We start from the raw sequence: 22,525 nt of genomic DNA on the forward strand, positions 1-22,525 counted from the left end.
TAGGGCAAAAGGATTTAGAGGTAAATTTGTGATGAATACGAAAAACTATTGGTGGTTGCTGCCTGCTAAAGAAGACATCAAGGTAACTTTTTGCAAGTCAATGGGGCCAGGTATCGGATGCCGTTTTAAGCGAATAGGGAAGTCATTGAAGAAATAAAAAGCCCCTGCTAATGCAAGGGCTTTGAGTGTGTAGGCTCCACATTTCAACCGACAACTCAACAACTCAGCAACAGTAGGAGGTTTCACATTTGTAGTTTCTCGTGGTTTGCCCCCAGTCGTGGTTGAAAGCACCCCCAGCCAAACCTTCCAGCTCAGCATCAGACAGGGTTTTACGATGCTCTTTTAAGTCTTCTATGGTGATCGAGAAGCCTGCAGCTTTGGCAATAGCAATAACATCAGCGCCTTCTGCCTTGAGCTGTTCCTGCAATGTAGTATCGGCTTGAACTTTGGCGATGAATGCTTTGAGTTGTTCCTCGATTTAGTTGTCTATTCTTCATCTATAGCCCAATCTAAGGTTGTTGAATGCATGCACTTGAAGATTTGACTTATTTGGTATCTTTAATGTTGATCTCCATCACGCCGAGATCTGCTGTACTGCCATCCTCTTGAGCAACAACAGGCTGAATGGGAGAAATAGCTAAGACAAGAGCAGCAGCACCAGTAAGCGATAAAGAAAGACAAACCGAACTCTGCACGGGGATTGACTAAGTAATCAGCCCATGTTGCTTTGAATAATGGGTTTAATGGCTGAGCTTGAGTCAGTCGCTGTGTTAGCAAGCAAGATTGGCTTAAAATAGAACAACCTCGATACCACTTAGGCAGGCGTCGTTGATTCAAACCGCTGTTGATTCAAATCGCATGCTGATATCAAGCCAGGGGCTGCGCGTCACTGGAGCACTCGTCGAGATCAAATCAATCCCTGTTGCCGCGTAGGCATGCAACTGGCCAGGGTCCACACCAGACGCCTCCAGAACCACAGGCCCTTCAGCTCTCTGCTCTGCCAATAGACGCAAGCGCGGCACCAAGTCTTGCAACTGAGTAGGGGAAAATTCATCCAACAGCACACCATTCGCTCCAGCCCGAATCGCCTCAGCAGCCTGGTCGGCAGTTTCAGCTTCAACGATCACTTGAGCTGGCCATGGTGCGCTTGTGCGAACAGCGGCGACAGCTGCAGCCATGCTGCCAGCCCAAGCCAAATGGTTCTCCTTCAGCATGGCGGCATCATCCAAACCACAACGGTGATTCACTCCCCCCCCACAGCGAACGGCGTACTTCTCCAACACACGTAGCCCAGGAGTGGTCTTACGGGTGTCAGCCAAGCGCACAGACGACCCACGCAACTGATCCACGAGTGCGGCAGTTGCGGTTGCCACGCCAGACAATCGCATCGCCAAATTCAGTGCTGTTCGCTCAACAGCCGCCAACGCTGAGGCCTGCCCCTCAAGCCGCAGTAAATCTTGGCCAACTGAAACTGAAGCCCCTTCACTGACGAGAAGCTGCACCCTGGCCTTTGGATCAAGCGCATGCAGCAATGGCTCAACGAACACTCCTCCACAAAACAGACCATCGGCTTTCGCTCGCCAACACGCACGACCATGACAACCACGCAAAGCAGGAGCGGTGAGATCACCGCGACCGAGATCTTCTGCCAACCAGCTCTCAAGCCTGCTGCGCAGTTCTGGAGTCAGGGTCAGCGAAGGTGAAGAGACTGACATGGAAAACATCTTGCAAACAAAAATACAATCTTTCCAAGCGTGATTGGCTAGGCAGAAAAAAGCGTTTTGCCACTATTGATTCACACTAGTGCGTTTCTATTTTCACTTATTTGCCAATACAAAACCGCGAAAAGATGCGATCAAGCACAGCCTCTGTGATCTCCTCGCCAGTGATCTCACCCAAGCTGCTGATCGCTTGCCGCAGATCAATGGTCCAGAAATCCCAAGGCAACTGGTGCTCTGCTGCTTCCTGCGTGCGAGCCAAAGCAATTGCTGCTGCTGCGGCAAGATCTTGCTGCCGTTGATTGAGCGCAACCACCAACCCCTGCGCTTCGCTGGCACCACAAGTCTTCAAAACAGCCTTAATCAAGGCCTCTTCTCCTTGCCCAGTGAGTGCACTCAACATCACATCCACAGTCTTGCCATCAACCTCATTGCCCAGCGAAGCAACCATTAGAGAAGCAGCCATCGAGGCAGGCTGAAGATCAGCTTTATTACCCACAAGAAGCCTTGGCAGATCATCTGGGATCTGAGCGAGCAACGCCGCATCGTCGGCTGTCCATCCCAGACTGAGATCAAACACCAACACCGCCACATCAGCTGCAGCGAGAGCCTGATGACTACGATCTATCCCTAGTTGCTCCAGAGCATCCTGCGTGGCGCGAATGCCTGCGGTGTCTACCAAGGTGATCGGCACACCCTCCAGCACAATCTCGCTCTCCAAGACATCCCTGGTCGTACCAGGAAGATCCGTCACGATCGCCCGCTCCCGGCGGCTGAGGCGATTCAACAGGGAGCTCTTACCAACATTGGGGCGGCCAACCAGAGCCACCTGTAGCCCCTGGCGCAGCACATCACCACGCTTGGCATCTTCAACAAGCTGTTCGAGCTCTCTGCGCACGCACTGCAACTCAAGTAACAACTCAGCACCATCGAGAGGGGGAAGATCCTCCTCAAAATCAACCCTGGCCTCCAGCTCACTGAGCTGATCCAACAACCTTTCCCGCAGGGAGGTGATGCGGCGCTGAATGCCTCCATCGACTCCCGTCATCGCCAACTGGGCTGCTCGACGACTACGCGCCGCCACAAGTTCACTGATCGCCTCCGCCTGGGTGAGGTCAAGCCGGCCGTTGAGCACCGCCCGCTGGCTGAACTCTCCAGGCAATGCCCGGCGCACATGCGGCTGAGCCAACACACGCTCAAGCACCCGCTGAACAGCCATCAATCCACCATGACAGTGGATCTCCACAACATCCTCGCCAGTGAAACTGCGTGGCCCCTTCATCAGCAACACAAGAACTTCATCGATCCGTTCCTTGCCGCTCTCATCCATCACATGGCCATACAACACACGATGACTAACCCAAAGTTGTTGCCCCGGGATCGACACCACACTCCGCCCAACGACCTCAGCCGCTGGCCCGGAAAGCCGCACCACAGCAATACCCCCTTGGCCTGGTGCAACCGCCGTTGCCACTGCGGCAATCGTTTGTTGATGGGGGATTGGAGAAGACATCATCACTGGCACCTTCAGCCCTTCCTACGATCAAAGCCACCCTGCAGCACCATTGCTTCGGTCTGGCCATGATCCAGCAAACCCTCCAGGGCATCAGCAGGCGACTGCGCCGCTGGCTTGTTTGGCTCTGGCAGCAAGAAGGAACGCCAGGGCAACGGGCGCGAGGGGTCGCAGCGGGAGTGTTCAGCGGCTGCTTCCCTTTCTTCGGGTTACAGACACTGCTCGGTGTCGCCTTAGCCAGTGTGGTGCGCGGCAACCATGTACTGGCTGCCATAGGCACCTGGATCAGTAACCCGATCACCTATTTGCCGCTCTATTGGTTCAACTATCAAGTTGGCTCTTCCCTACTTGGCCAAGGGCAAAATGACCTTGACCTCACTCGACTCAATGAGCAAGATCTTTGGACTCAAGGCTGGGTCTTCAGCACTCGCCTTTTACTTGGATCAAGTTTGGTAGGAGCAATCGCGGCTCTCTTCACAAGCTGTGTTGTCTATGGATTGCTCAAAGGGCCAGCAAAAGCAAAATCGCGACAACAAATTTATCGCAGGCGAAACCAAAGTAAACATGACTAAATAGAAATTAGCCTACCGAGATTACAGATTGCTTAATCATACATCCATCGCCACAAAATCTTGGCAGCATGCCCATTCTACGCTGCCTCTTTGGTGTTATTAATTGCATCATTTGCAGGAAATGGAGAAAAATTGACGCCAGAGGAGCTATTTTCATGGACATGAAAATAGCTCAGGAATATCAACCCTTACAAGCCTAAGGTATATACCCCTGACTACCACATCGCGGGCAGCGAAAAGTCTTTAGTGTGACTCACAGCCAAACTTTAAATAACTCAAAAATCTTTTTCTTGATGAAATTTGTCAATAATCTGCAGCGTTCTAGGGCTAGCTTATCGTCATGCTAATCACTTCATTGAAAAGAATGCCTTCACTACCCCCGAGACTGATACGCCGTGCACTTCTTCTCGATGTGGTGCTGGCGTTGGTCTTCCTCAGCCTCTCTTTATTTGCCGAAGAACAGGTCTGGCGTTTGATCTGGGGTTGCGGCGCCTTGCTCGCAGTAGTCGACGCCCTTGTGGCCAATCGATTCCTTGATGAAGAAGACCTGGACTGAGGAAAATAACTACAATTTTCTGCATTTAAGCTCTTCATTTATAATGTCTCTATCGAGACAAGCTTATTTTTTATAAAATCTGGACTTTAACAGAAAAGTCACAAGTGTGCAAAGAATCAGTTCGATGATAACCTCAACTCCTGGACCAGTAAAAGGCAACAGAATGGATGCTAATTCGAGCATTAACGCAATTATGGCAATACAACGTAGAACGATATAGACACTAAAAACATCAACCCCCAGGAGATAGGCCTGGAAGGCGAAAGAGTCAATCCCTTCAATACTTGCATTAGTCGGGCATAGATAAATTTGGCCAAAGACCTTAGGCCATCGATTAGGTGTAGGTATTTTCTTTACAGTCGTTGCTTAATGTTCATCCTAGCAACGACAAAGTTCTCTAATGCTAGCGATCTATCAACAGTGATGCAGTATTGAACTCATTGTATTCACCATCAGTCCAGCTATATGCGACATCCGAATCCACCTGCTTCACCTTCATGCTCTTACGATCTGTCTTGAGCACCTGTCCCCTAGCTCTAAAATTTCCTTTCATTCCATCCTTATTGACCTGAACATATATGGCTCCTACTTCAAAGCCTCTGTCACTGCAAAATATTTCATCAAAACAAGTATGTACAGTAACTGCATAATCATCAGATACAAAGCCAGCCCCAGCAGCGTAAGTATTTGAACATCTCCAACTGCCACCCGTGATCAAACCTGACTTTGCACCAGAGGCTAAATTTTCATTCCATCCAATAGCCTCAAAGGCTGCACAACCAGCTTCAGCCCTTACGGGAAGAGTCAAGCCGGCACAGCAGACGGACACCACTACTCCGAACATAGCCCGGGGTAAGACTTGGAATGTGTTCAGGTGTAGGGGCAAGAGCAGTATTGGCTACATATAGAGGCTCCGATAACCAAGATAAGCCAAACCTGAGGACGAAGGTTACCGTTACCCAAATCAAGAAATATGGCAGGCATCCCAAACCCTGCGATCAATCGTTCAAAACCTTTAACCGGGCTAATCACCTCTTTATTAGCAGACAACATAGTTCTATTGACTGCTGATCGCGCATGACGGAAGAAATTGGTTTAAGAATTGTCGTTTTGAAAGTAATCAAACCATTTTTTTGACTGCCTAAAGGTCATTTGATCACTTTGGTGCCTCAGCAGTGATCAGTCATCAAAATCACTGCTGAGGACGCTCGCTTCACTCAGGTTACTTAGGAGCTCATCAAGGATCGAATTGATTGAATAAAAGTAGCAAGTGTCGTAGTAATCCCAGAGCTTTTTGGAGTTTGATATTAAAACGACACCTACAAGGTAAAACAAATGATTTAACTTGTGATTGTGCGACGCTTGACCGCAAGAAAGCCACCAAATGCAATAGGAATAAGAGCTACCAGTGCTCCAATTGTCAGGATAGTAGGAAGTGAAAAGTCTGGCATCGTCTTAGCACAAGTGACAGAGCTATTTTAATCGAATGTCAAGGTCAAAAAAGGAGGACCTGCGTGATGTTGCATCAACAAAATCTATTCTTCCTTATCGACATTCGGTGAACGCAAATGAATATATTATTATAAATCATTCTATGGTCAAGTGAAACAAATACTCACAGCCCTATGCTCTGTGATTGCATTAACCATATCTGCAGAGGCTCAATCCACATCCTCCTCCTTTCGGCAGGCTTGCTAATGATTGTTAGCGGTTAACCAACGATTCGTATGCTTTTCCTGTGGATGTCAGACGCTGACACTGGCAACACAATTGTTATGGGCAACGCAAGCACTGGCGAAATCTACGAGCCCAAAGGACTCTCTCCGGAGTGGCGTGCTGATCCTAAGATCAGCAACAAATTCAAGACAAATGTCTGTCAACTGTGATTCAAGCTTCGATTCTATCCATTAGGCCTACTTCAATTTAGATATTTATAATATTTCTGATAGGATGCCCTTAAAGAAGGGATAGAATCTAAGCTGCGAAGACCTTAAGCCTACCCCTAATGGATCGGAAGCCAACATGAGTAGCAGTGAGAAAGAGCTTGATCTGCGCATTGATCATCTTCAGAAAGAATTAGCATTGGCCGAGCAAGAAAGAGATATTCTTCGTGCGGCCAAGATGCAGCAAAAGATTCTCATGAAACTCCTTAAAGAGAATCCCTCGAGGCAGGTTTAAAGCAAATCGCATAGGGAATTATTTATATTCCCACCATAGAAACTAACTCTCATTTACATGTAAGCTGAAGATGAAATTCATTCGGGCTGCATAGAGGTTAAGCAGTGAAATAGGCAAATATTAATCTAGGCACCAAGCAATTAGGATAGGCTGGATAGCTACAACATTATTTCACAGATCTCCATCAACCTGCTTTCAAGGGTGGGCCTCAAATAACGCTGACTAAAATCAGATTGTTTTCATTAAAAGTAGCAACACAATCGCACCTTCGCCACTACTTAGGATCGGGCGAAAATCCTTGTCGCGCTCGTTTTGCTTTTATTCCTATTAGGCTAGATACCACAAAAGAGCAATCTCCTATGGCTGTCAAGTTCACCTTTGAATCTCAGACGGAGATTTATTACATGTTGAAGGCCTTAAACCAGACTCAATGGTGTGTTGAGAATGGATTGCTTGAAATGGACAGGAAGTCGCTCAAAGGTTTTCAGACATTACGCAAAAAGTTTGCAGACTTCGCATTAGCGAATCCATAGCTTAGATCTTCATGAGTAGATTTGCTTGTCTTGCTTGTACCGACAAGGCTTCTTTGACTTAAATTAAGCAGGCTTACGATGATGAGAACTAATCTCAGGCTTAACATTACTGGCTAATTCTTGGTTACTAGTGATCCAACTAAGATTGAGCCATTTGCATCAACAGGTGATCGCCTGGGTGTCAATGAGATTTTTTTGGATTGATTAAGGATGCACTCAATCATCTCAGACAAGAAACTGATCCTTCTCTAAATCAAGTCATTTATGGGGAAAGCGATCACCTCTAATCAAAAGAGCATCGTAAACTTGCTTAAAGCAATGCTGACTCTATAACCAACAGCAATCTGATCATCTTCAGCAGATGAGCAAGAATCAATAAATTTTTTAGCGCAACTTAAGAGATCGGCATCAGCGACACGGTCAACTTCAGGCTGGAATCAGCATTGCCACCAGTGACTGTTAGCCTCCTTGCTCTGATTAATCTAGCTTGTCTGCCTCTACATGTTTGTAATGGTCTGGAAGATGGCATCGTCTGATTCACTGAGAGACAGTGCATCTATGTCTTGTAAATCAACTGGTAGACACACCACTTCTTGATCAGACCACTTCTGGATCAGACCACTTTCTTGAGAGAGGCTTATCTTGCTCTTGATCAATTGTGGCTGCTGTGATAAAGGCAGTTTTATCTCTACCCTGATTCAACTTTCCTCAGTAAGATTTGCTCAAACCAGATCAAGCCGCATGCCCGATACGCAACAAGAGCTGCTCAACAAGATCGATTTTTTTCAGAGTCAAGAAGGGATCCTGGTCGGAACTGTCTTCTTAGCTGTTCTTTGGTTGATACTCGTTCTTCTGGATAAGTACGGCAGGCGAATTGGCCCTCTGGTAGCGAGATCCATCCGAAGGCCCTTATTGCTTGGATTTAGTTCAGCTCTTTACTTGGGTTGGCTGTTACACCTCTTGGAACTGCAAGCCAAGGCCTTGTTGCCTATTAAAAGTTCAGCAGTCTCAACTGCTCTGGTGGTGATCGCTCTGGGCTGGGCCACGATCAATCTCGGCCGGGCACTGCTCCTGCAATCGAATCGCATTCAACGCTGGCTGAAGGTAGAAGATCCCAGAGATGAGGCGATGTTGACCGCCTTATTGGATCGAGTTTTCACCATTGGAGTCATTGTTTTAACTATCGCGGCCCTGATGGTGACTTTTGGAGTGTCTACCGCAGCAGTAGGCGCTTTGCTTGGTGGAGCAGGCATTGGCCTCGGCTTTGGGACACAGCAAATTTCTCAGAATTTCCTTGCAGGGTTCATGCTCTTTTTTACTCGTCCATTCTCAGAAGGTGACTGGATTAGCGTCTCGAGCTTTGATGATGGAACAGTTGAGAAAATTGGCTGGTATCACACCCGCATTCGCACCTTTGATCGTCGACCACTCTATATCCCAAATTCGATCTTTGCGACTACTCCGATCGAGAATCCTGGACGAATGTATAACAGAAGAATCAAGGCCAGCATTAGTCTTCGCTACGAAGATCTGCCCCGTATCGACGCGATTAGCAAGAATGTTCGTAGTCTGCTATTAAACCATCCAGAGATAGATCAAAAACAGAGCATCTTAGTGAATTTCAACGAATGGGATAGCTCCTCGATCAACATGATGGTGTATTGCTTTACTAAAACAACTGTTTGGAAAGACTGGCTAGATATTCAACAGGAGGTCTTCCTCCAGATTGCAGACATTGTTCAGAAAGCTGGTGGTGATTTTGCCTTCAATTGCACCACCCTCTATCCGGCGCCAAACCTGAACGATGACAATCCAATTAGTCGCTTGGGTGAAGATCTAAAATCGAACAGATCGCTGCAGTAAACAAAGCTCAAATCTATCATTTATAAATATGAGTCAAACGTTTCCAGGTAATTGATGTGCGACTGGAAAAAAGCCGAACCATCAGATTTCATTTGCGAAGAATAATTTTGCTCTCAATCTAATATTTTGCAAGTAAGGCATACCGGGATCGAATAAACATCGCATGATCCGCTTCTATCAATGGCAGAGGTTAAGCTAAGCTTTTATTTTATAGTTTATTTCCTTTTACATAGGGTGAGTTGTCATAGGCTTTGGTTAACAACTGACGATATTCTGGATGCCATTTAAGATTAGGACGGCTTCGGCGTGCATTAAGTAGCATAATAACTCCAAAAATGAGCACTAATGACGCCTGACAAGAGGCTAAAAGTGGAGAATCACTGAACAGATTAAGCATCGGGCTTCATTGACTATCAATATCATTATATTGGCTAGTCAAGAGGAGATAAGAATCAATCAAGTTTTTGCTTTATCGACTTATTTGCTTGATCAAGCCATATGATAGATAGTGCCCTAATTAGAGATTCAAAATCAGCGTTTAAAAAGCCATGAGAATACGAATAAGAAAACTTACCGCATTCTTTATCTTCCTCATATTTCTACATGCCAATTAAGAAGATGCTATGCAAGCTTTATTCTCAGCGTGTGGCTTTCATCTGAGGGTACTCATCCATACAGTCGATCGAGCAATCACCTCAATTTCTTCATAGTTTAATATCCTTATATCTAAAGCTGCCTAGCCGAATGAGACACTGGCGCACATAATAGATCCTGAGTAAAATACATTCTAAATACCTCAAGCAATACTTAGACTGATAAATTCTAAGACAATGATTTTATTAAATGCAGCAATTACAAGGGTAGCAATGAATTACGAGAAGATAAGTCTGCAACCAAATAAAGGCTTTCTGCAACACATCTCTCCACAACAAGTCTTGGATATTTCATATTCAATTGTGTAGGCAGGCAAGTTGCTCTTAAGGCTTGCGGGCAAAATTAATTCCGTTTTTTTGATCTGCTTCCAAGCACTCGCAGAGAAATCAGCCCTAAGTCACATCTTCTAAAAGTTGATGCCAACAAGCCACTAAATACTAATAATCATCATCTGATTTATAGGCCTCTTGGCTATTGAAAATTGCCAGGTTTCTTAGTTTAAGATCTATTTGAGTCTTGTTAGCAGCTTCAAGGCTTTGGTGGTTTCATCCCAGCATCTACTTTTGAAGTCAAAGCATGGTTAATTTGAGATCGCAGAATCAATTACATGGCTTGAATTTTCCTTTTCCTACTTTACATTGTGGACATTTCCAATCTCTGGGCAAATCAGCAAAACTCGTGCCAGGTGGGATCCCATTTGTCGGGTCACCAACCCTTGGGTCATAGACATAGGTGCAAACCTTGCAGGCGTACCTTTTCATTGTTCGATTTGAGCTTGTGCTTAAGCTACTATAGTTGCTATGAAGCTATTACTGTGAGGATTGAAAAGTAGATTATGGATTCCATTCCTTGGGACATAATTGGCGCTATCATGCTATTGCTAGTTGGTGTAGGATGGTTTTTGTACTACATCTTCACGATGGATAGTAAAGAGTAGTTCCTTCTTCTCAACCTATTGCACTCTTAAAGCGTTTGCGGATGCGTATAGATAGATAGTTCAAATCCACTGCCATCAAGATATCATGCCCACATGTTATTTCATCGGCATCTTGTTCTAGGTATTGCAACGATAGTCTTTGTATATCGTTTGAGGGGTATTCGCTCTTGGCTGCTTAATCTGATACAGCACAATTTTGCAGAGCTTATTCTTTGCAGAATTCATCCCTCTAGAAGGTCTCATACAGAGCGTTTCCCCAATGGACAACAAAATTTACTGAGAGCATCAAAGCTAAGATATGCTTTGACTAATGATCCCTTTGTTGATTTAAGTGAGAAAAAGGTCCCAGCAAGATTAATATTCTCCTGGCAAATCATAAAAGGTGCTTCTTCATAGTCAGAGAAATGCAGCAGGAGAATAAACCGTATCTTTAAGACGATGCGAAACTTGATTAAGCGGTCACAAGATGTTTAGCGTGGGTCGTAAAATATCAATCTCTTTTAATGAATGAAAGCCTTGACTGTCTGCTAAGTATTAGAAATAACAACTATTTCTTGGGTTGACTTTATGATGCCTAGATCTCTTTCTATTAGCTCTAGTTTCTGGCAGCATCTGAGAAATATAACAGTCGCCAAAGAGTGCACAACATGGCAATAGCAATGATTAATGCAATAGGATGGCCCATATAGACTTAGCATCATATAATTACTATTATAGAGCCAAGTCAAGGCCTGAGTCTATATCTTAATTCTCAACAGTATGGTAGAAGCTTGTTTTCGATCATTTCAATTTTAAACTGGTAATCATATTACCTGTTAGGTAAAGCCACCTTGAATAAGGTTAATAGTCATTCGCCTTGCCCAGTAAAGCTCAGTCTGTAATCTTTTGCGCGAGACAGTTTCTTGATCCTTACCTTAGATTTCCTAACCATTTTCATTTTCCCTTCACATTTACAACCTGCCAATTCCCTCGATAGACATGTGCACTATTTAAATTTATGAGTGTTTATACAGATTGCCCCATTCCATTGCTCGGCGATACTTTAATAATATTAATATCTTTTACCATGAAATTTACTTTTGAATCCCAATCAGAAATTTATTACATGCTAAAAGCATTGAATGAAACCCACACTGCCATAGAAAATGGGCATGTGGGCCTAATCAATGATCAAACTCGTAAAGAGTTTGATTCATTGAGAGATAAATTTCAAGACTTTGTTCTTGCCAATCTCTAGCTGTTAAAGCGCCTAGTGGTCCGCATAATTGATTGGGCATTGAAGATAGAGTTCCTTTACGTAGCTTTTACTGCAAAGGTCATTTCAGCGGATCACTTATCCCACTGTCTCACAGCGTGTCATAAGTGACCTTACGCTCCAAGGGAATGCCTTCTTTTTTTGCAGATGAAGCTTTTTGCCTTGTTTAGATGATTAGAAGCACAATACTGCGTGTATTTCTATAAGAAGTTTTGGGTATTATTTCCATAGCCTCGGATTCAAAGTATGCTGCTATTGACAAGATATTGATTCAACCATCGCCCCCCCTTTGATTGAATTAACAACGACCTATTTCTTGATAGAAAAGATCGTAAGTTATTTCGATCAATAAAACTGTATCTAATCTTTCTTGCTTGAGGGGAGAAGCTAGCTCGTCTATAAAAGACACATCGGCTCAATTGATAACTTTCAAATATCAGATATAAATAATCATAAAGTCTATCGACTTGTTTTTCAAGCTAGCTCATAGGTGATGATTCAATTGATCATCACGAGAATAGTATTTAAGACTAGAGCCAATTAAGTTAAAAGCTTACCTTTTCGTGTTAGAGACTGTTATTATACAATCAATCAAGTGCTAGGCAGTTGAGAACATTATCAAGGCTCCCGATTTTAATGACAACACTACTTTCATTTCTATGCTCTGGTCCAACTAGTGCTCAGGCTCAATCACAACAAGACGTCGGCATCAAAATCAATAGTGACAATGGAAATACTTATTTTTTCCGTCAAGCCAATGTTGCCTGTGAAGATAAAGTTGGTGCTTATCAATTCCCTACATCAACTTGGTGTCAAGCGAATGGTTTTTCAGAAGACCTTACGGGGCAACGAAAACCTTACACTGGCTCGAAACTTTGTGCCATTACATCTAGATATCTTGCGCCGCCAGAATATACTAATGTCAATTCAGTGACCTGTACAGCTGCGCGCAAGGCCGGAAAACTTCCTGAGCTGATTGAGTAGTGTTGCAATTGTTTGTTTTCTGCTTATCTAAGATGCCACCAGGCTTCATGTTCCCAAGTTCTTCTTTTGGCTATCAACTTTTTGCTTAAGATTGAATTGTTAGAAGCTTTTCTATGATCAAAGTTTTTCCTGTATGAACCCTTGCATCAACGATAATGCCAATAATGATTGGCAGCGATGGCTAGATGCCCGTTCCTTGCTTTCAGTTTTTCTATTATGCCGCATAGCAGATTAAAGCAATTCGTTTCGCAATATTCTTATTGTATAAGTGCATGCATCAACGCAAAAGTAATCCTATAAAGCGGAAATTATATGTTAATAAAGCCAACTTAAATCTCTCTTGAATCCTGCTTTCGTCAACACCAGCGGGCGCAATCTTTTCAGAGTGATTGAGAGGAGAATACATGATCATCACGAGTTCATTTACTTATCCATTCTTCAATGCACCTGGATTGGCCATATTGTCAACGGTAGTTTGTACGACTAATGGACATTGATCTACATTTCAAGAGAAATGTCTGCTTAGCTTGGTTCAAGCACACTGGAGCTCCCCGATGCTCCAGTGATCTCTATCTCATCATCTCTTGCCATGCAGCAACGGATTGTTCCAGTTCATTGACTTGGCAGCCATGAAATGGCTCATTTCTTTTTGAACAACGAATTTGCGTGTGCTTGCTGAAGCGAATGGTAATGCAGCAATCCAAGCTAGTCAGTCGTCTTTTACAGATGAATCAGGCTTTTGGTTGTTTACTTTCTATCTCAGGCTATCGACAAGGTCATGTCATGAATGGTTGGGATCGGGAGCTAGTTTGCCTTTCTTTCTATAAACCTAAGATCGCAATTAGTGGGAAGCCAGCAGTTGGAAGCTTTTAGCAACACTTAGATCATCCTGCTCTACGTCTATAAATTCTTCAAAGCTTCTCGTTTCAATCTTTTATGCTTGCATCTACTTTGACCCATCTAAATATGGATAATTGATCAGTCTTGATCGAGTTAGCACTGATTGGCATCAGGGATTGTTTTGCCCTTGTTTGAACTTTAAAGCTGATCAAGACGACTGGATATGCTTGATCACGTGGACAAACCATCACCAACTGAGCAGAAGAACCGCAAGCGCCCACGCTTTTGGCTTGGACCTTTGTTGGTGGGTGGGTGTTTTGCTCTGGGCTATGGCATGACCCAGAGGATCATGATTCTGCGTGGCAACACGCAGCAGCCTCAGCAACAGTCTTTTGGACCGACTCCTTTTCCATTTCCAGGAGAGCGCCTAGAAGGACTGCGTCGTCGGCATGGTGGCAGCAGTGCAGATCTACAGGCGGATGTCGCTGCCAAGGAGGCCAAAATTTCAGCCAAACGTAAAACCAAAGAGCAGGCTGAGAAGCAGGCAAAGCAGCAAGCAGAGAAGTTGGCTGCGGCGGCTGCTCTTCGTCGTGAACAAGAACTTCAAGCGATTCGCCAAGCCACAGAAGCCGACTCTGCAGACCCCGCTCTGGCTGCTCCAGAACTGCCTGCACCAATCAACCCTCAGAGAACAAGACCTGCTCAACCAGTAGCCCCAAAACCAAAGCCTTCCAGCACACCAGCATCAAACTCTCTTGGCAGACCAACGCCGCCTCAACCAGTAGCCCCAAAACCAAAGCCTTCCAGCACACCAGCATCAAACTCTCTTGGCAGGCCAACGCCGCCTCAGCCAGTAGCGCCAAAGCCAAAGCCTTCCAGCACACCAGCATCAGATTTCCTTCGCAGGGGAGAGTCCCCTCAACGGCCGCACTCGCCAGTATCAGACTTTCTTAGGAGGAACTATCCCTAAAAGCCCTTGAAAGTAATCACCCCATTTCCAAGCGACCCACCTCATACTTTGACAAGGCCTCCCAACGCTCCTTCAGTGCTTTGATTGCGAGTTGGATCTGCCACAGTTTCAGACATCCGTGCTGTGGTCATGAGTTCTGCTGATTCCCTACTCAGAGCGACCTTGAACCGCTTAGCAGCACGATTGGGTCATGGGCTTGCTGACGCTGCTGCTGGCTTGGCCGTGCTGGCAAAGGATGCTCCAGAGCGCTTTAGCAAGGAATGGGATCTTTTTCAGCAAGAGGTGATTGCAGAGGCCGATCGTCTGGAGCAGGAATCTGGCGAGGTCAGTGAGACAAAGGCAACCTCATCGCCAGTTTCTAATCAAGAACAGGCTCAGGATCAGATCGATCGTCTTAGAGCAAAGGTGGCAGACCTCAATCGCCAAGTTGAGATCAACCAGTAATGGCTTGTCCGTCCCTGCTGGTAGCGATTCGGCGTGGGCTGCGTGCGCTACGTATTTGGCGTGCAGTTTTGACGTTAATCATCTTTGTTTGGTGGGATGCCCGTCATTGGACTTATCCAGGTGGTTGTACCAGTGAGCGGCGGCAGGCCCGCCAAACGATTCGAGCTCGTTGGCTCACTACAGAATTGCTCCAACTTGGTTCAGCTTTTATCAAGCTTGGACAGTTGCTCTCGGCACGTCCTGATGTTTTGCCAGTTCAATGGGTATCTGAACTGGCTGATCTTCAGGACAAGGTCCCTGCATTTAGTTTTGAGCAAGCTCAAATTCTGCTGGAGCAGGAATTGGGGGACCGCTGTGCAGAGATCATTGATCTTGATGATCAGCCCCTTGCCGCCGCCTCCCTAGCTCAGGTTCATCGCGCCAGTCTGCGCAGCGGTCGGCAAGTTGTCCTGAAGATTCAACGGCCTCGCCTGGAGCGATTGTTTCGCCTGGATTTGCAAATCATGCAGCAGGTCGCTGCTGTACTGCAACGTCACCCCAAATGGGGACGTGGACGCGACTGGGTGGGGATTGCTCAGGAATGCCGTCGGGTCTTGTTAAGGGAGCTCGACTTTCGTGTAGAGGCTCAGTACGCAGCTCGGTTTCGTCAACAGTTTCTTGATGATTCTCGTATTCGCGTGCCTGCAGTGGTCTGGGAGCTCAGCACCCGGCGTGTTCTTTGTCTCGATTATTTGCCAGGCATCAAGGTGAATGATCTTGATGCTTTATTGAAGGCCGGCATTGATCCCTCGGCCGTAGCGGAGCTTGGAGCCGCCAGTTATCTGCAGCAGCTCGTGCGATTCGGTTTTTTTCATGCCGATCCCCATCCAGGCAACCTTGCCGTGGCCCCTGATGGAGCTCTCATTTACTACGACTTCGGCATGATGGGGCTGCTCTCCGATTCTTTACGACGTCGGCTCGGTTCGATGATTCGTGCGGCGGCGGCTAGAGATGCGGCAGCCCTGGTTGAGGAGTTGCAGGCTGCGGGTTTGATTGCTTATGGCATCGACGTTGGACCTGTGCGGCGGTTGGTGCGAGTGATGTTTCAAGACGCTTTGACGCCCCCCTTCAGCGCCAATGTGATCGAGAAACTTTCCGGAGATCTGTACGAGTTGGTTTATGGCCAACCCTTTCGGCTGCCAGTTGAGCTGATTTTTGTGATGCGTGCTCTCTCCACCTTTGAAGGTGTGGGGCGAAGCCTCGACTCAGGCTTTAGTTTGATGGCTATAGCCAAGCCATATTTACTGCCACTGATGACTTCAAGCGGTTCTGGTCCAAACGATTTGTTCAATGAGCTCGGACGTCAGGTCGGTGCTATTGGCAGCCGGGCGGCAGCCTTGCCAAGACGTCTGGACGAAAGCCTTGAACGACTGGAACAAGGAGATCTGCAATTGCAGATCCGGATGGGTGAATCCGATCGACAGTTGCGGCGCATGATCAGCGTTCAGAAGGCCCTTGGTCAATCGGTGTTATTGGGCTCTCTAGGTATTGCAGCTGCTCTTTTGGGGGCAAGTAGTCGGCCGATTTGGGCTGTCTTGCCGTTGGTCGCGGCTCTCCCGGTGGGCTTCGGTTGGTTCAAATTGCAGATCAAGCTGGGACGTGAGTCGCGCATGGATCATCTGTCGAGTCAGAGTCGCTGAAAGTCTTCCAAAGTGATCCCCGTCCAGCCCCTTTGAGGCCTTTGCTTAGCTTCGCCCCCGTGGCCCTTGTCCTGTGGCACCGGCATAGACCGCTTGGCTACCGAGTTCGTCTTCGATTCGCAGCAGTTGGTTGTATTTCGCTACCCGTTCACTGCGACTTAGGGAGCCCGTTTTGATCTGCCCAGCACGGGTGGCAACGGCAAGATCTGCAATTGTGGTGTCTTCCGTTTCGCCGCTGCGGTGGCTGATTACGCTGGTGTAACCAGAGCGCCCAGCAAGATCAATGGCCTGAAGCGTTTCCGTTAGCGAGCCGATCTGATTCACTTTAATCAGGATGGAATTGGCTACGTTTTGATCAATTCCCTGCTGTAGGCGCTTAGTACTCGTTACAAAAATATCGTCACCTATCAGTTGGATACGCTTCCCCAATTTTTTTGTGAGTAGAGCCCAACCTTGCCAATCATCTTCTGCTAGTCCATCTTCGATCGAAATAATTGGGTAGCGATCAACAAGTTTTTCGAGCTCATTGACCATTTCGGTACTGGTGTAACGACCACCCCCGAAGGCATAGCAGCCGTCTTGATAGAACTCTGTGCTGGCTACATCTAGTGCCAAGGAAATATCCTTACCTGGCGAATAGCCTGCTTTTTCGATTGCTTGAATGAGCAGATCTCCTGCTGCATCATTGTTGGCCAGATTGGGTGCAAAGCCGCCTTCATCTCCAACTGCCGTTGAGAGCCCCTGAGCACTGAGCAGGCCCTTGAGTGTGTGGAATACTTCTGCGCCCATGCGCAGCGATTCTCGGAAGCTGCTTGCTCCATGGGGCACCAGCATGAATTCCTGAAAATCGAGATTGTTAGCAGCATGCGCACCGCCGTTGATCACATTCATCAGCGGTACGGGCAGCAATGAGGCCATGGGGCCACCCAGGTAGCGGTAGAGGGGCAAACCCAAGCCATTGGCGGCCGCGCGGGCAGTGGCCATGCTCACGGCCAGGATCGCGTTTGCGCCCAGGCTTGATTTGTTGTCGCTGCCATCAAGCTCTTGCATGGTGCCATCAACACTGGCCTGATCTAGGGAAGAGATCCCACAGAGCGCTGGGGCAATCCGATCCTCGATATGGTTCACAGCCTTAGTCACCCCTTTGCCCAGGTAGCGGCTGTCGCCATCTCTTAATTCATGCGCCTCATGGGCACCGGTGCTTGCTCCGCTGGGCACGATGGCCCTACCGATAGCACCTGCTTCGAGCAACACTTCTGCTTCAACTGTGGGGTTGCCGCGAGAGTCCAGAACCTCTCTGGCCACGATGGTGTCAATGACGAGGTCGAGGGAATCGATCACCTGTGACGAATTGAAGTTGCGTGGATCCTATGGTTTGCCATCCCTCGGACTGTGTACCGCCTAGCCCTTTTACTGATGCTGAGGCTGTTGTCAGTCGTAGAACGACGCAGAATGAACTGAGTCTTAAAGGTCAGGATCGCTCGAGATGCGGATGTTGCACACGATGCTGAGGGTGGGGGATTTGGATCGTTCTCTGCGCTTCTACACCGAGGTTCTAGGCATGCATCTGTTGCGGCGAAAGGACTACCCCTCAGGTCGCTTCACCTTGGCGTTTGTCGGTTATGGCAAGGAGAGTGACACCACTGTGCTGGAGCTCACACACAACTGGGACCAAGATCACTACGAGTTGGGAGAGGGCTATGGCCATATCGCCTTGGGCGTGGAGGATATTCAATCCACCTGCTTGGCCATCTCAAAGCGAGGCGGGCGTGTGGTGCGAGAACCCGGGCCTATGCAACATGGCAGCACCGTGATTGCCTTTGTGGAAGATCCCGATGGCTACAAGGTGGAGCTGATTCAATTGGCCTCTCGTGAGGCCGCGAGCTGAACCCTATGCATCCTGAGACCAGTCAAGCGGCTTCCGCCCAGGGAAGTCTCACAAGTGATCCTGATCGATTCAGTGATGACGCTTGGGATTTGTTGCTTGTCGGTCAGGATGTCGCCCGCCGTTGGCGACATGGTCAGCTGGATGTGGAGCACTTGATCCAGGTGCTTTTCAGTGATCGGCGTTACAGCGATTGGGTGTTGGCTCTGCCCATTGATTCAACTGCGCTGCTGGATCGCTTGGAAGGTTTTTTGGCCGAGCAGCCTATGGCTCGAGGTGATGAGTTGTTCATCGGCGATGACCTTGAAGACCTCCTTGAAGAAGCCGACCGTTCCAGAGTTCGCTGGGGATCTCGGCTGATTGACGTGTCTCATTTACTGATTGCGTTGGGGCGCGATCCGCGCATTGGAGCCGAGCTATTTGAAGAGCTAGGAATGCCCAGTGAACGCTTGGAAGCGGAGTTGAGACGCTTGCCCAAAGGCAGGCGCCAGTTGCGTACATCAACGCCGACTTCTCCTCCTGCGCCCGATTCTGCGCCACCTGCACCTGCATCGGTGGCCTCACAAACGAGACCTGTCTCCTCTCCTACCCCGCCGATTATCCAAGAACCTGCCGTCGCTACTGAGGAGCCAACTCCATTACAACTCCAGCAAGAACCTCAGGCTCTTGAGGCCTATGGTCGTGACCTTACCGCTGCAGCTCAGGCAGGACAGCTAGATCCTGTGATCGGTAGAGATCCAGAGATTCGCCGTTTGATCAAGGTTTTATCGCGTCGCAGCAAGAACAATCCGGTGTTAATTGGAGCTCCTGGCGTTGGTAAAACGGCCATCGCCGAGCTGTTGGCTCAACGCATTGTGGCTGGGGAGGTTCCCGATTCCCTGAAGGGTTTGCGCTTGGTCTCCCTTGATCTTGGTGCACTGATCGCTGGTGCCAAGTTTCGTGGTCAATTTGAGGAACGACTTCGGTCTGTGTTGAAAGAGGTGAGCGATCCAGATGCAGGTGTGGTGTTGTTCATCGATGAACTGCACACGGTGGTGAGCAGCGATCGTTCCAGTGCGGATGCTGGAAGTTTGCTCAAGCCGGCTTTAGCAAGGGGAGACCTCCGCTGCATTGGGGCCACGACCCCTGAGAACTATCGCCGCACAGTGGAGAAGGATCAGGCACTCAATCGGCGTTTTCAGCAGGTTTTAATCAAGGAGCCGAGTCTTGAATTGAGCGTTGAAATCTTGCGAGGCCTGAAAGAGCGCTACGAACTTCACCACGGCGTCACGATCACCGATGGTGCGGTGACTGCTGCAAATCGCTTGGCTGATCGCTACATCAGTGACCGCTGCTTACCTGATAAGGCCATCGATCTCATCGATGAGGCTGCAGCCCAGCTCAAGATGGATGTCACCTCGAAGCCTCAGGTGGTTGAAGAGGCGGAGGCGGAGCTGCGTCGTGTCGAGCTTGCTTTGCTGGCGGCTGAGCAGGCTCCAGAGGTTGAACGGGTGCAGTTGCAGGCTGCTCGGATTGCTGCGGCATCTCAGCTCACAGAATTACAAGAGCGCTGGCAGATCGAACGGGATCATCTGGCCGAGCTGCGGGATTTGTTGCAACAAGACGAGGATCTCCGCAATGCCATTGCTGAAGCAGAGCGACTCGGTGATCTAGAGGCGGCTGCACGTCTTCAATACGACCAATTGCATAGGGTTCAGCAACGGCGGGCCGACCTTGAAGAAACATTGGCTGTTGCCCAGGCATCTGGTTCGGCGCTCCTGCGAGAGCAAGTGGAGGCTGAAGACATTGCCGATGTCGTTGCACGCTGGACTGGGATTCCTGTTCAGCGGTTGCTGGCGGCTGAACGGCAAAAGTTGCTAGATCTTGAAGCCCATTTAGGCGAGCGGGTGATTGGTCAGCCCGAAGCGGTTCAGGCGGTGGCGGCAGCGATTCGTCGAGCTCGAGCGGGCATGAAGGATCCGCGCCGTCCTGTTGGTTCGTTTTTGTTTCTAGGACCCACTGGCGTGGGCAAGACAGAACTGGCAAAAGCGCTTGCGGCCTCCTTGTTCGATGAGGAAGAGGCGCTGGTGCGACTCGATATGAGTGAATTCATGGAACGCAATGCCGTGGCGCGCCTTTTGGGGGCTCCTCCCGGCTATGTCGGCTATGAGGAGGGTGGACAGCTCACCGAAGCGGTGTGTCGCCGTCCTTATGCAGTGTTGCTTCTGGATGAAATTGAGAAGGCTCATCCTGATGTGTTCAATGTGCTCCTGCAGGTTTTGGACGATGGCCGTCTCACTGACTCGCAGGGCCGCACCGTGGACTTCCGTCACACCGTGGTTGTGATGACTAGCAACTTGGCTAGTCGCGCCATCCTTGATGCGTCTCGCTTGGCGCAGCAGGAGGGGACAGATGGGGATTGTCTTGATCAGAGCCTGACTCAAAAGGTGGATCAGGCCCTCAATAAGCAATTTCGGCCTGAATTTTTGAATCGCATCGATGAAGTGATCCGTTTTCGGCCGCTCAAGGCTGCTGACCTTCAGCGCATTGTGCAGCTGCAATTGGCCGATCTCTCCAGCCTGCTTGCTGAGCAAGGTCTTGAATTGCGTGTGGAGGCAGACGCGGTTGAGGCTTTGGCTTTGCAAGGTTATGAACCGGAATATGGCGCTCGCCCTTTACGGCGCGTACTGCGTCGTCGGGTTGAGAACCCGTTGGCCACGGAATTACTGGAAGAGCGTTTCAGCGGTGCCCGCGCCGTGCGCGTGATACCCGGTGCTCAGGCCTCCGAACCATTTCAGTTCCTTTCTGAGGATTGAAACAGGTATCCGGTAAAGTGTTCGTTTGCCGGCGTGTGCTTCAGCACCGGCGATAGCCACCGGCCTAAGCTCCGTGACCAGCCCTATTTCCGAGGACACCACAGACTCCAGCGAATCTCCTGCCGAGGACACCACAGACTCCAGCGATTCTCCTGAGGCAGAACCGACCCGTCAGAGTGGGTTTCTTGCAGCAACATATGAGGAGTTGAGCTTGGTGGTATGGCCCAGTCGCCAGCAGCTGTTCAGCGAATCCATCGCCGTGATCCTGATGGTCAGTCTCTCGGCTGCATTCATCGCTGCCGTGAGTCGGTTTTATAGCTGGGCGTCGTCCCAGATTTTCGTTTGATTTTGTAGGGCGGTTTTGCTGTCTTGCCTCAACCGTCTTTCCCAAACCATTAGCTTCTTATCAGCGCAAGTGTCAGAACTCGAGCTCACACCACAAGAACCATCTGAGGTTCTGGAACTGCCGGCTCCTAATGATGGAGAGGAGGGTACCAAGGCCCCAACTCCTGCAGCCAGAACAACCGTAGCCCGCTGGTATGCCATTCAGGTGGCCTCGAGCTGTGAGAAGAAGGTGAAGGCAACTCTTGAGCAGCGGGCCGTCACCCTTGGTGTGAGCAACAGGATTCTGGAGATCGAAATTCCCCAGACCCCAGCGGTGAAATTGAAAAAGGATGGCAGTCGTCAGTCCACTGAGGAGAAAGTCTTTCCGGGGTACGTCTTGGTACGAATGGTTCTTGATGAAGACACAATGATGGCGGTGCGCAGCACCCCCAACGTGATCAACTTCGTAGGGGCTGAGGACCGCCGCGCCACAGGGAAAGCTCGTGGTCACATCAAACCCCGACCGCTCAGTCGTCAGGAGGTGGATCGCATCTTCAAGCGTGCTGCTGAGAAAAAGACACTCGTCAAGGTCGATCTCGCGGAGGGCGATCAGATCCTTGTGACCTCGGGTCCTTTCAAGGACTTCCAGGGGGAGGTGATCGAAGTCTCTGGAGAGCGCAGCAAGTTGAAAGCTCTTCTTTCAATCTTTGGCAGAGAAACACCTGTGGAACTCGAGTTTTCTCAAATCAATAAACAGAATTGAGCTAACGGCGGCCGTCTCCCTGCGGAGGGCGGCCAAAGAGGTGGGCCACCATCTTGCCGCAC

Annotated in this window: 19 protein-coding genes; 12 read left to right on the forward strand and 7 right to left on the reverse strand. The window is 48.6% G+C overall.

Annotation, left to right across the window (positions count from 1 at the left end; all coding sequences use genetic code 11):
• Positions 1 to 223: 223 nt before the first annotated feature.
• The 4 genes from AKG35_RS11030 to mnmE all read right to left on the reverse strand — a co-directional run bounded on the left by AKG35_RS11030 (position 224) and on the right by mnmE (position 3,231).
• Positions 224 to 478 carry a Nif11-like leader peptide family natural product precursor gene (locus tag AKG35_RS11030; protein WP_041384739.1) on the reverse strand — a complete coding sequence of 85 codons (255 nt, stop codon included), beginning with the start codon at positions 476 to 478 and terminating at the stop codon, positions 224 to 226.
• 67 nt (positions 479 to 545) lie between these two features.
• Positions 546 to 695 (reverse strand): hypothetical protein, encoded by a 150-nt coding sequence (locus tag AKG35_RS13360; RefSeq protein WP_167523918.1) that lies wholly within the window; start codon positions 693 to 695, stop codon positions 546 to 548.
• A gap of 138 nt (positions 696 to 833) precedes the next feature.
• Complete coding sequence (gene nadC, locus AKG35_RS11035; protein ID WP_011131437.1) at positions 834 to 1,724, reverse strand: carboxylating nicotinate-nucleotide diphosphorylase; 891 nt, start codon at positions 1,722 to 1,724, stop codon at positions 834 to 836.
• Between the two features lie 97 nt (positions 1,725 to 1,821).
• Positions 1,822 to 3,231, reverse strand: a complete 1,410-nt coding sequence (gene mnmE / locus AKG35_RS11040) for a tRNA uridine-5-carboxymethylaminomethyl(34) synthesis GTPase MnmE (RefSeq protein WP_041385258.1) — start codon at positions 3,229 to 3,231, stop codon at positions 1,822 to 1,824.
• Between the two features lie 68 nt (positions 3,232 to 3,299).
• On the opposite strand from mnmE, the gene AKG35_RS11045 reads away from it, so the two are divergent.
• Both AKG35_RS11045 and AKG35_RS11050 read left to right on the forward strand, forming a co-directional pair.
• Positions 3,300 to 3,803, forward strand: a complete 504-nt coding sequence (locus tag AKG35_RS11045) for a DUF2062 domain-containing protein (RefSeq protein ID WP_011131439.1) — start codon at positions 3,300 to 3,302, stop codon at positions 3,801 to 3,803.
• A gap of 364 nt (positions 3,804 to 4,167) precedes the next feature.
• On the forward strand, positions 4,168 to 4,359 hold the full coding sequence (locus AKG35_RS11050) for a hypothetical protein (protein ID WP_041385260.1): 192 nt from the start codon (positions 4,168 to 4,170) through the stop codon (positions 4,357 to 4,359).
• A 403-nt stretch (positions 4,360 to 4,762) separates the two neighbouring features.
• Here the strand turns inward: AKG35_RS11050 and AKG35_RS11055 are convergent, their stop codons facing one another.
• The gene (locus tag AKG35_RS11055; protein WP_236069595.1) at positions 4,763 to 5,167 is read right to left on the reverse strand and encodes a Paralytic/GBP/PSP peptide; all 405 of its coding nucleotides are present in this window, start codon (positions 5,165 to 5,167) and stop codon (positions 4,763 to 4,765) included.
• Between the two features lie 1,214 nt (positions 5,168 to 6,381).
• Here AKG35_RS11055 and AKG35_RS13090 point away from each other — a divergent pair.
• Together AKG35_RS13090 and AKG35_RS11060 are read left to right on the forward strand one after the other, a co-directional pair.
• A complete protein-coding gene (locus tag AKG35_RS13090) occupies positions 6,382 to 6,537 on the forward strand; it encodes a hypothetical protein (protein WP_155728142.1) in 156 nt (51 codons plus the stop codon).
• A gap of 1,274 nt (positions 6,538 to 7,811) precedes the next feature.
• Complete coding sequence (locus AKG35_RS11060; RefSeq protein WP_011131441.1) at positions 7,812 to 8,933, forward strand: mechanosensitive ion channel family protein; 1,122 nt, start codon at positions 7,812 to 7,814, stop codon at positions 8,931 to 8,933.
• Between the two features lie 1,253 nt (positions 8,934 to 10,186).
• Here the strand turns inward: AKG35_RS11060 and AKG35_RS12515 are convergent.
• Positions 10,187 to 10,348 carry a rubredoxin gene (locus AKG35_RS12515; protein ID WP_071818094.1) on the reverse strand — a complete coding sequence of 54 codons (162 nt, stop codon included), beginning with the start codon at positions 10,346 to 10,348 and terminating at the stop codon, positions 10,187 to 10,189.
• Between the two features lie 2,067 nt (positions 10,349 to 12,415).
• Here AKG35_RS12515 and AKG35_RS12520 point away from each other — a divergent pair.
• From AKG35_RS12520 to AKG35_RS11090, 4 genes are all read left to right on the forward strand, one after another.
• On the forward strand, positions 12,416 to 12,763 hold the full coding sequence (locus AKG35_RS12520; protein WP_236069596.1) for a hypothetical protein: 348 nt from the start codon (positions 12,416 to 12,418) through the stop codon (positions 12,761 to 12,763).
• A 1,075-nt stretch (positions 12,764 to 13,838) separates the two neighbouring features.
• Positions 13,839 to 14,573, forward strand: coding sequence for a hypothetical protein (locus AKG35_RS11080; protein ID WP_236069597.1), 735 nt, complete (start codon positions 13,839 to 13,841; stop codon positions 14,571 to 14,573).
• 129 nt (positions 14,574 to 14,702) lie between these two features.
• Entirely contained in the window at positions 14,703 to 15,017 is a 315-nt protein-coding gene (locus AKG35_RS11085; RefSeq protein WP_011131445.1) for a hypothetical protein, read from the forward strand.
• Positions 15,017 to 16,696, forward strand: coding sequence for an ABC1 kinase family protein (locus tag AKG35_RS11090; protein WP_011131446.1), 1,680 nt, complete (start codon positions 15,017 to 15,019; stop codon positions 16,694 to 16,696). Before AKG35_RS11085 ends, AKG35_RS11090 begins: the two co-directional genes overlap by 1 nt.
• A 45-nt stretch (positions 16,697 to 16,741) precedes the next feature.
• Here the strand turns inward: AKG35_RS11090 and eno are convergent, their stop codons facing one another.
• Positions 16,742 to 18,037, reverse strand: coding sequence for a phosphopyruvate hydratase (gene eno, locus AKG35_RS11095; protein ID WP_011131447.1), 1,296 nt, complete (start codon positions 18,035 to 18,037; stop codon positions 16,742 to 16,744).
• 145 nt (positions 18,038 to 18,182) lie between these two features.
• Here eno and gloA point away from each other — a divergent pair, with 145 nt between their 5' ends.
• From gloA to nusG, 4 genes are all read left to right on the forward strand, one after another.
• Entirely contained in the window at positions 18,183 to 18,584 is a 402-nt protein-coding gene (gene gloA / locus AKG35_RS11100) for a lactoylglutathione lyase (RefSeq protein ID WP_011131448.1), read from the forward strand.
• 5 nt (positions 18,585 to 18,589) lie between these two features.
• On the forward strand, positions 18,590 to 21,376 hold the full coding sequence (locus AKG35_RS11105; RefSeq protein ID WP_011131449.1) for an ATP-dependent Clp protease ATP-binding subunit: 2,787 nt from the start codon (positions 18,590 to 18,592) through the stop codon (positions 21,374 to 21,376).
• Positions 21,377 to 21,449: 73 nt separating this feature from the next.
• On the forward strand, positions 21,450 to 21,722 hold the full coding sequence (secE, locus tag AKG35_RS11110; RefSeq protein WP_011131450.1) for a preprotein translocase subunit SecE: 273 nt from the start codon (positions 21,450 to 21,452) through the stop codon (positions 21,720 to 21,722).
• A gap of 69 nt (positions 21,723 to 21,791) precedes the next feature.
• Positions 21,792 to 22,463: a transcription termination/antitermination protein NusG gene (nusG, locus tag AKG35_RS11115; RefSeq protein WP_011131451.1), complete on the forward strand. Its 672-nt coding sequence runs from the start codon at positions 21,792 to 21,794 to the stop codon at positions 22,461 to 22,463.
• The last annotated feature ends 62 nt before the right edge of the window (positions 22,464 to 22,525 follow it).

The sequence above is a fragment of the Prochlorococcus marinus str. MIT 9313 genome (assembly GCF_000011485.1).
Lineage (GTDB): Bacteria > Cyanobacteriota > Cyanobacteriia > PCC-6307 > Cyanobiaceae > Prochlorococcus > Prochlorococcus marinus_D.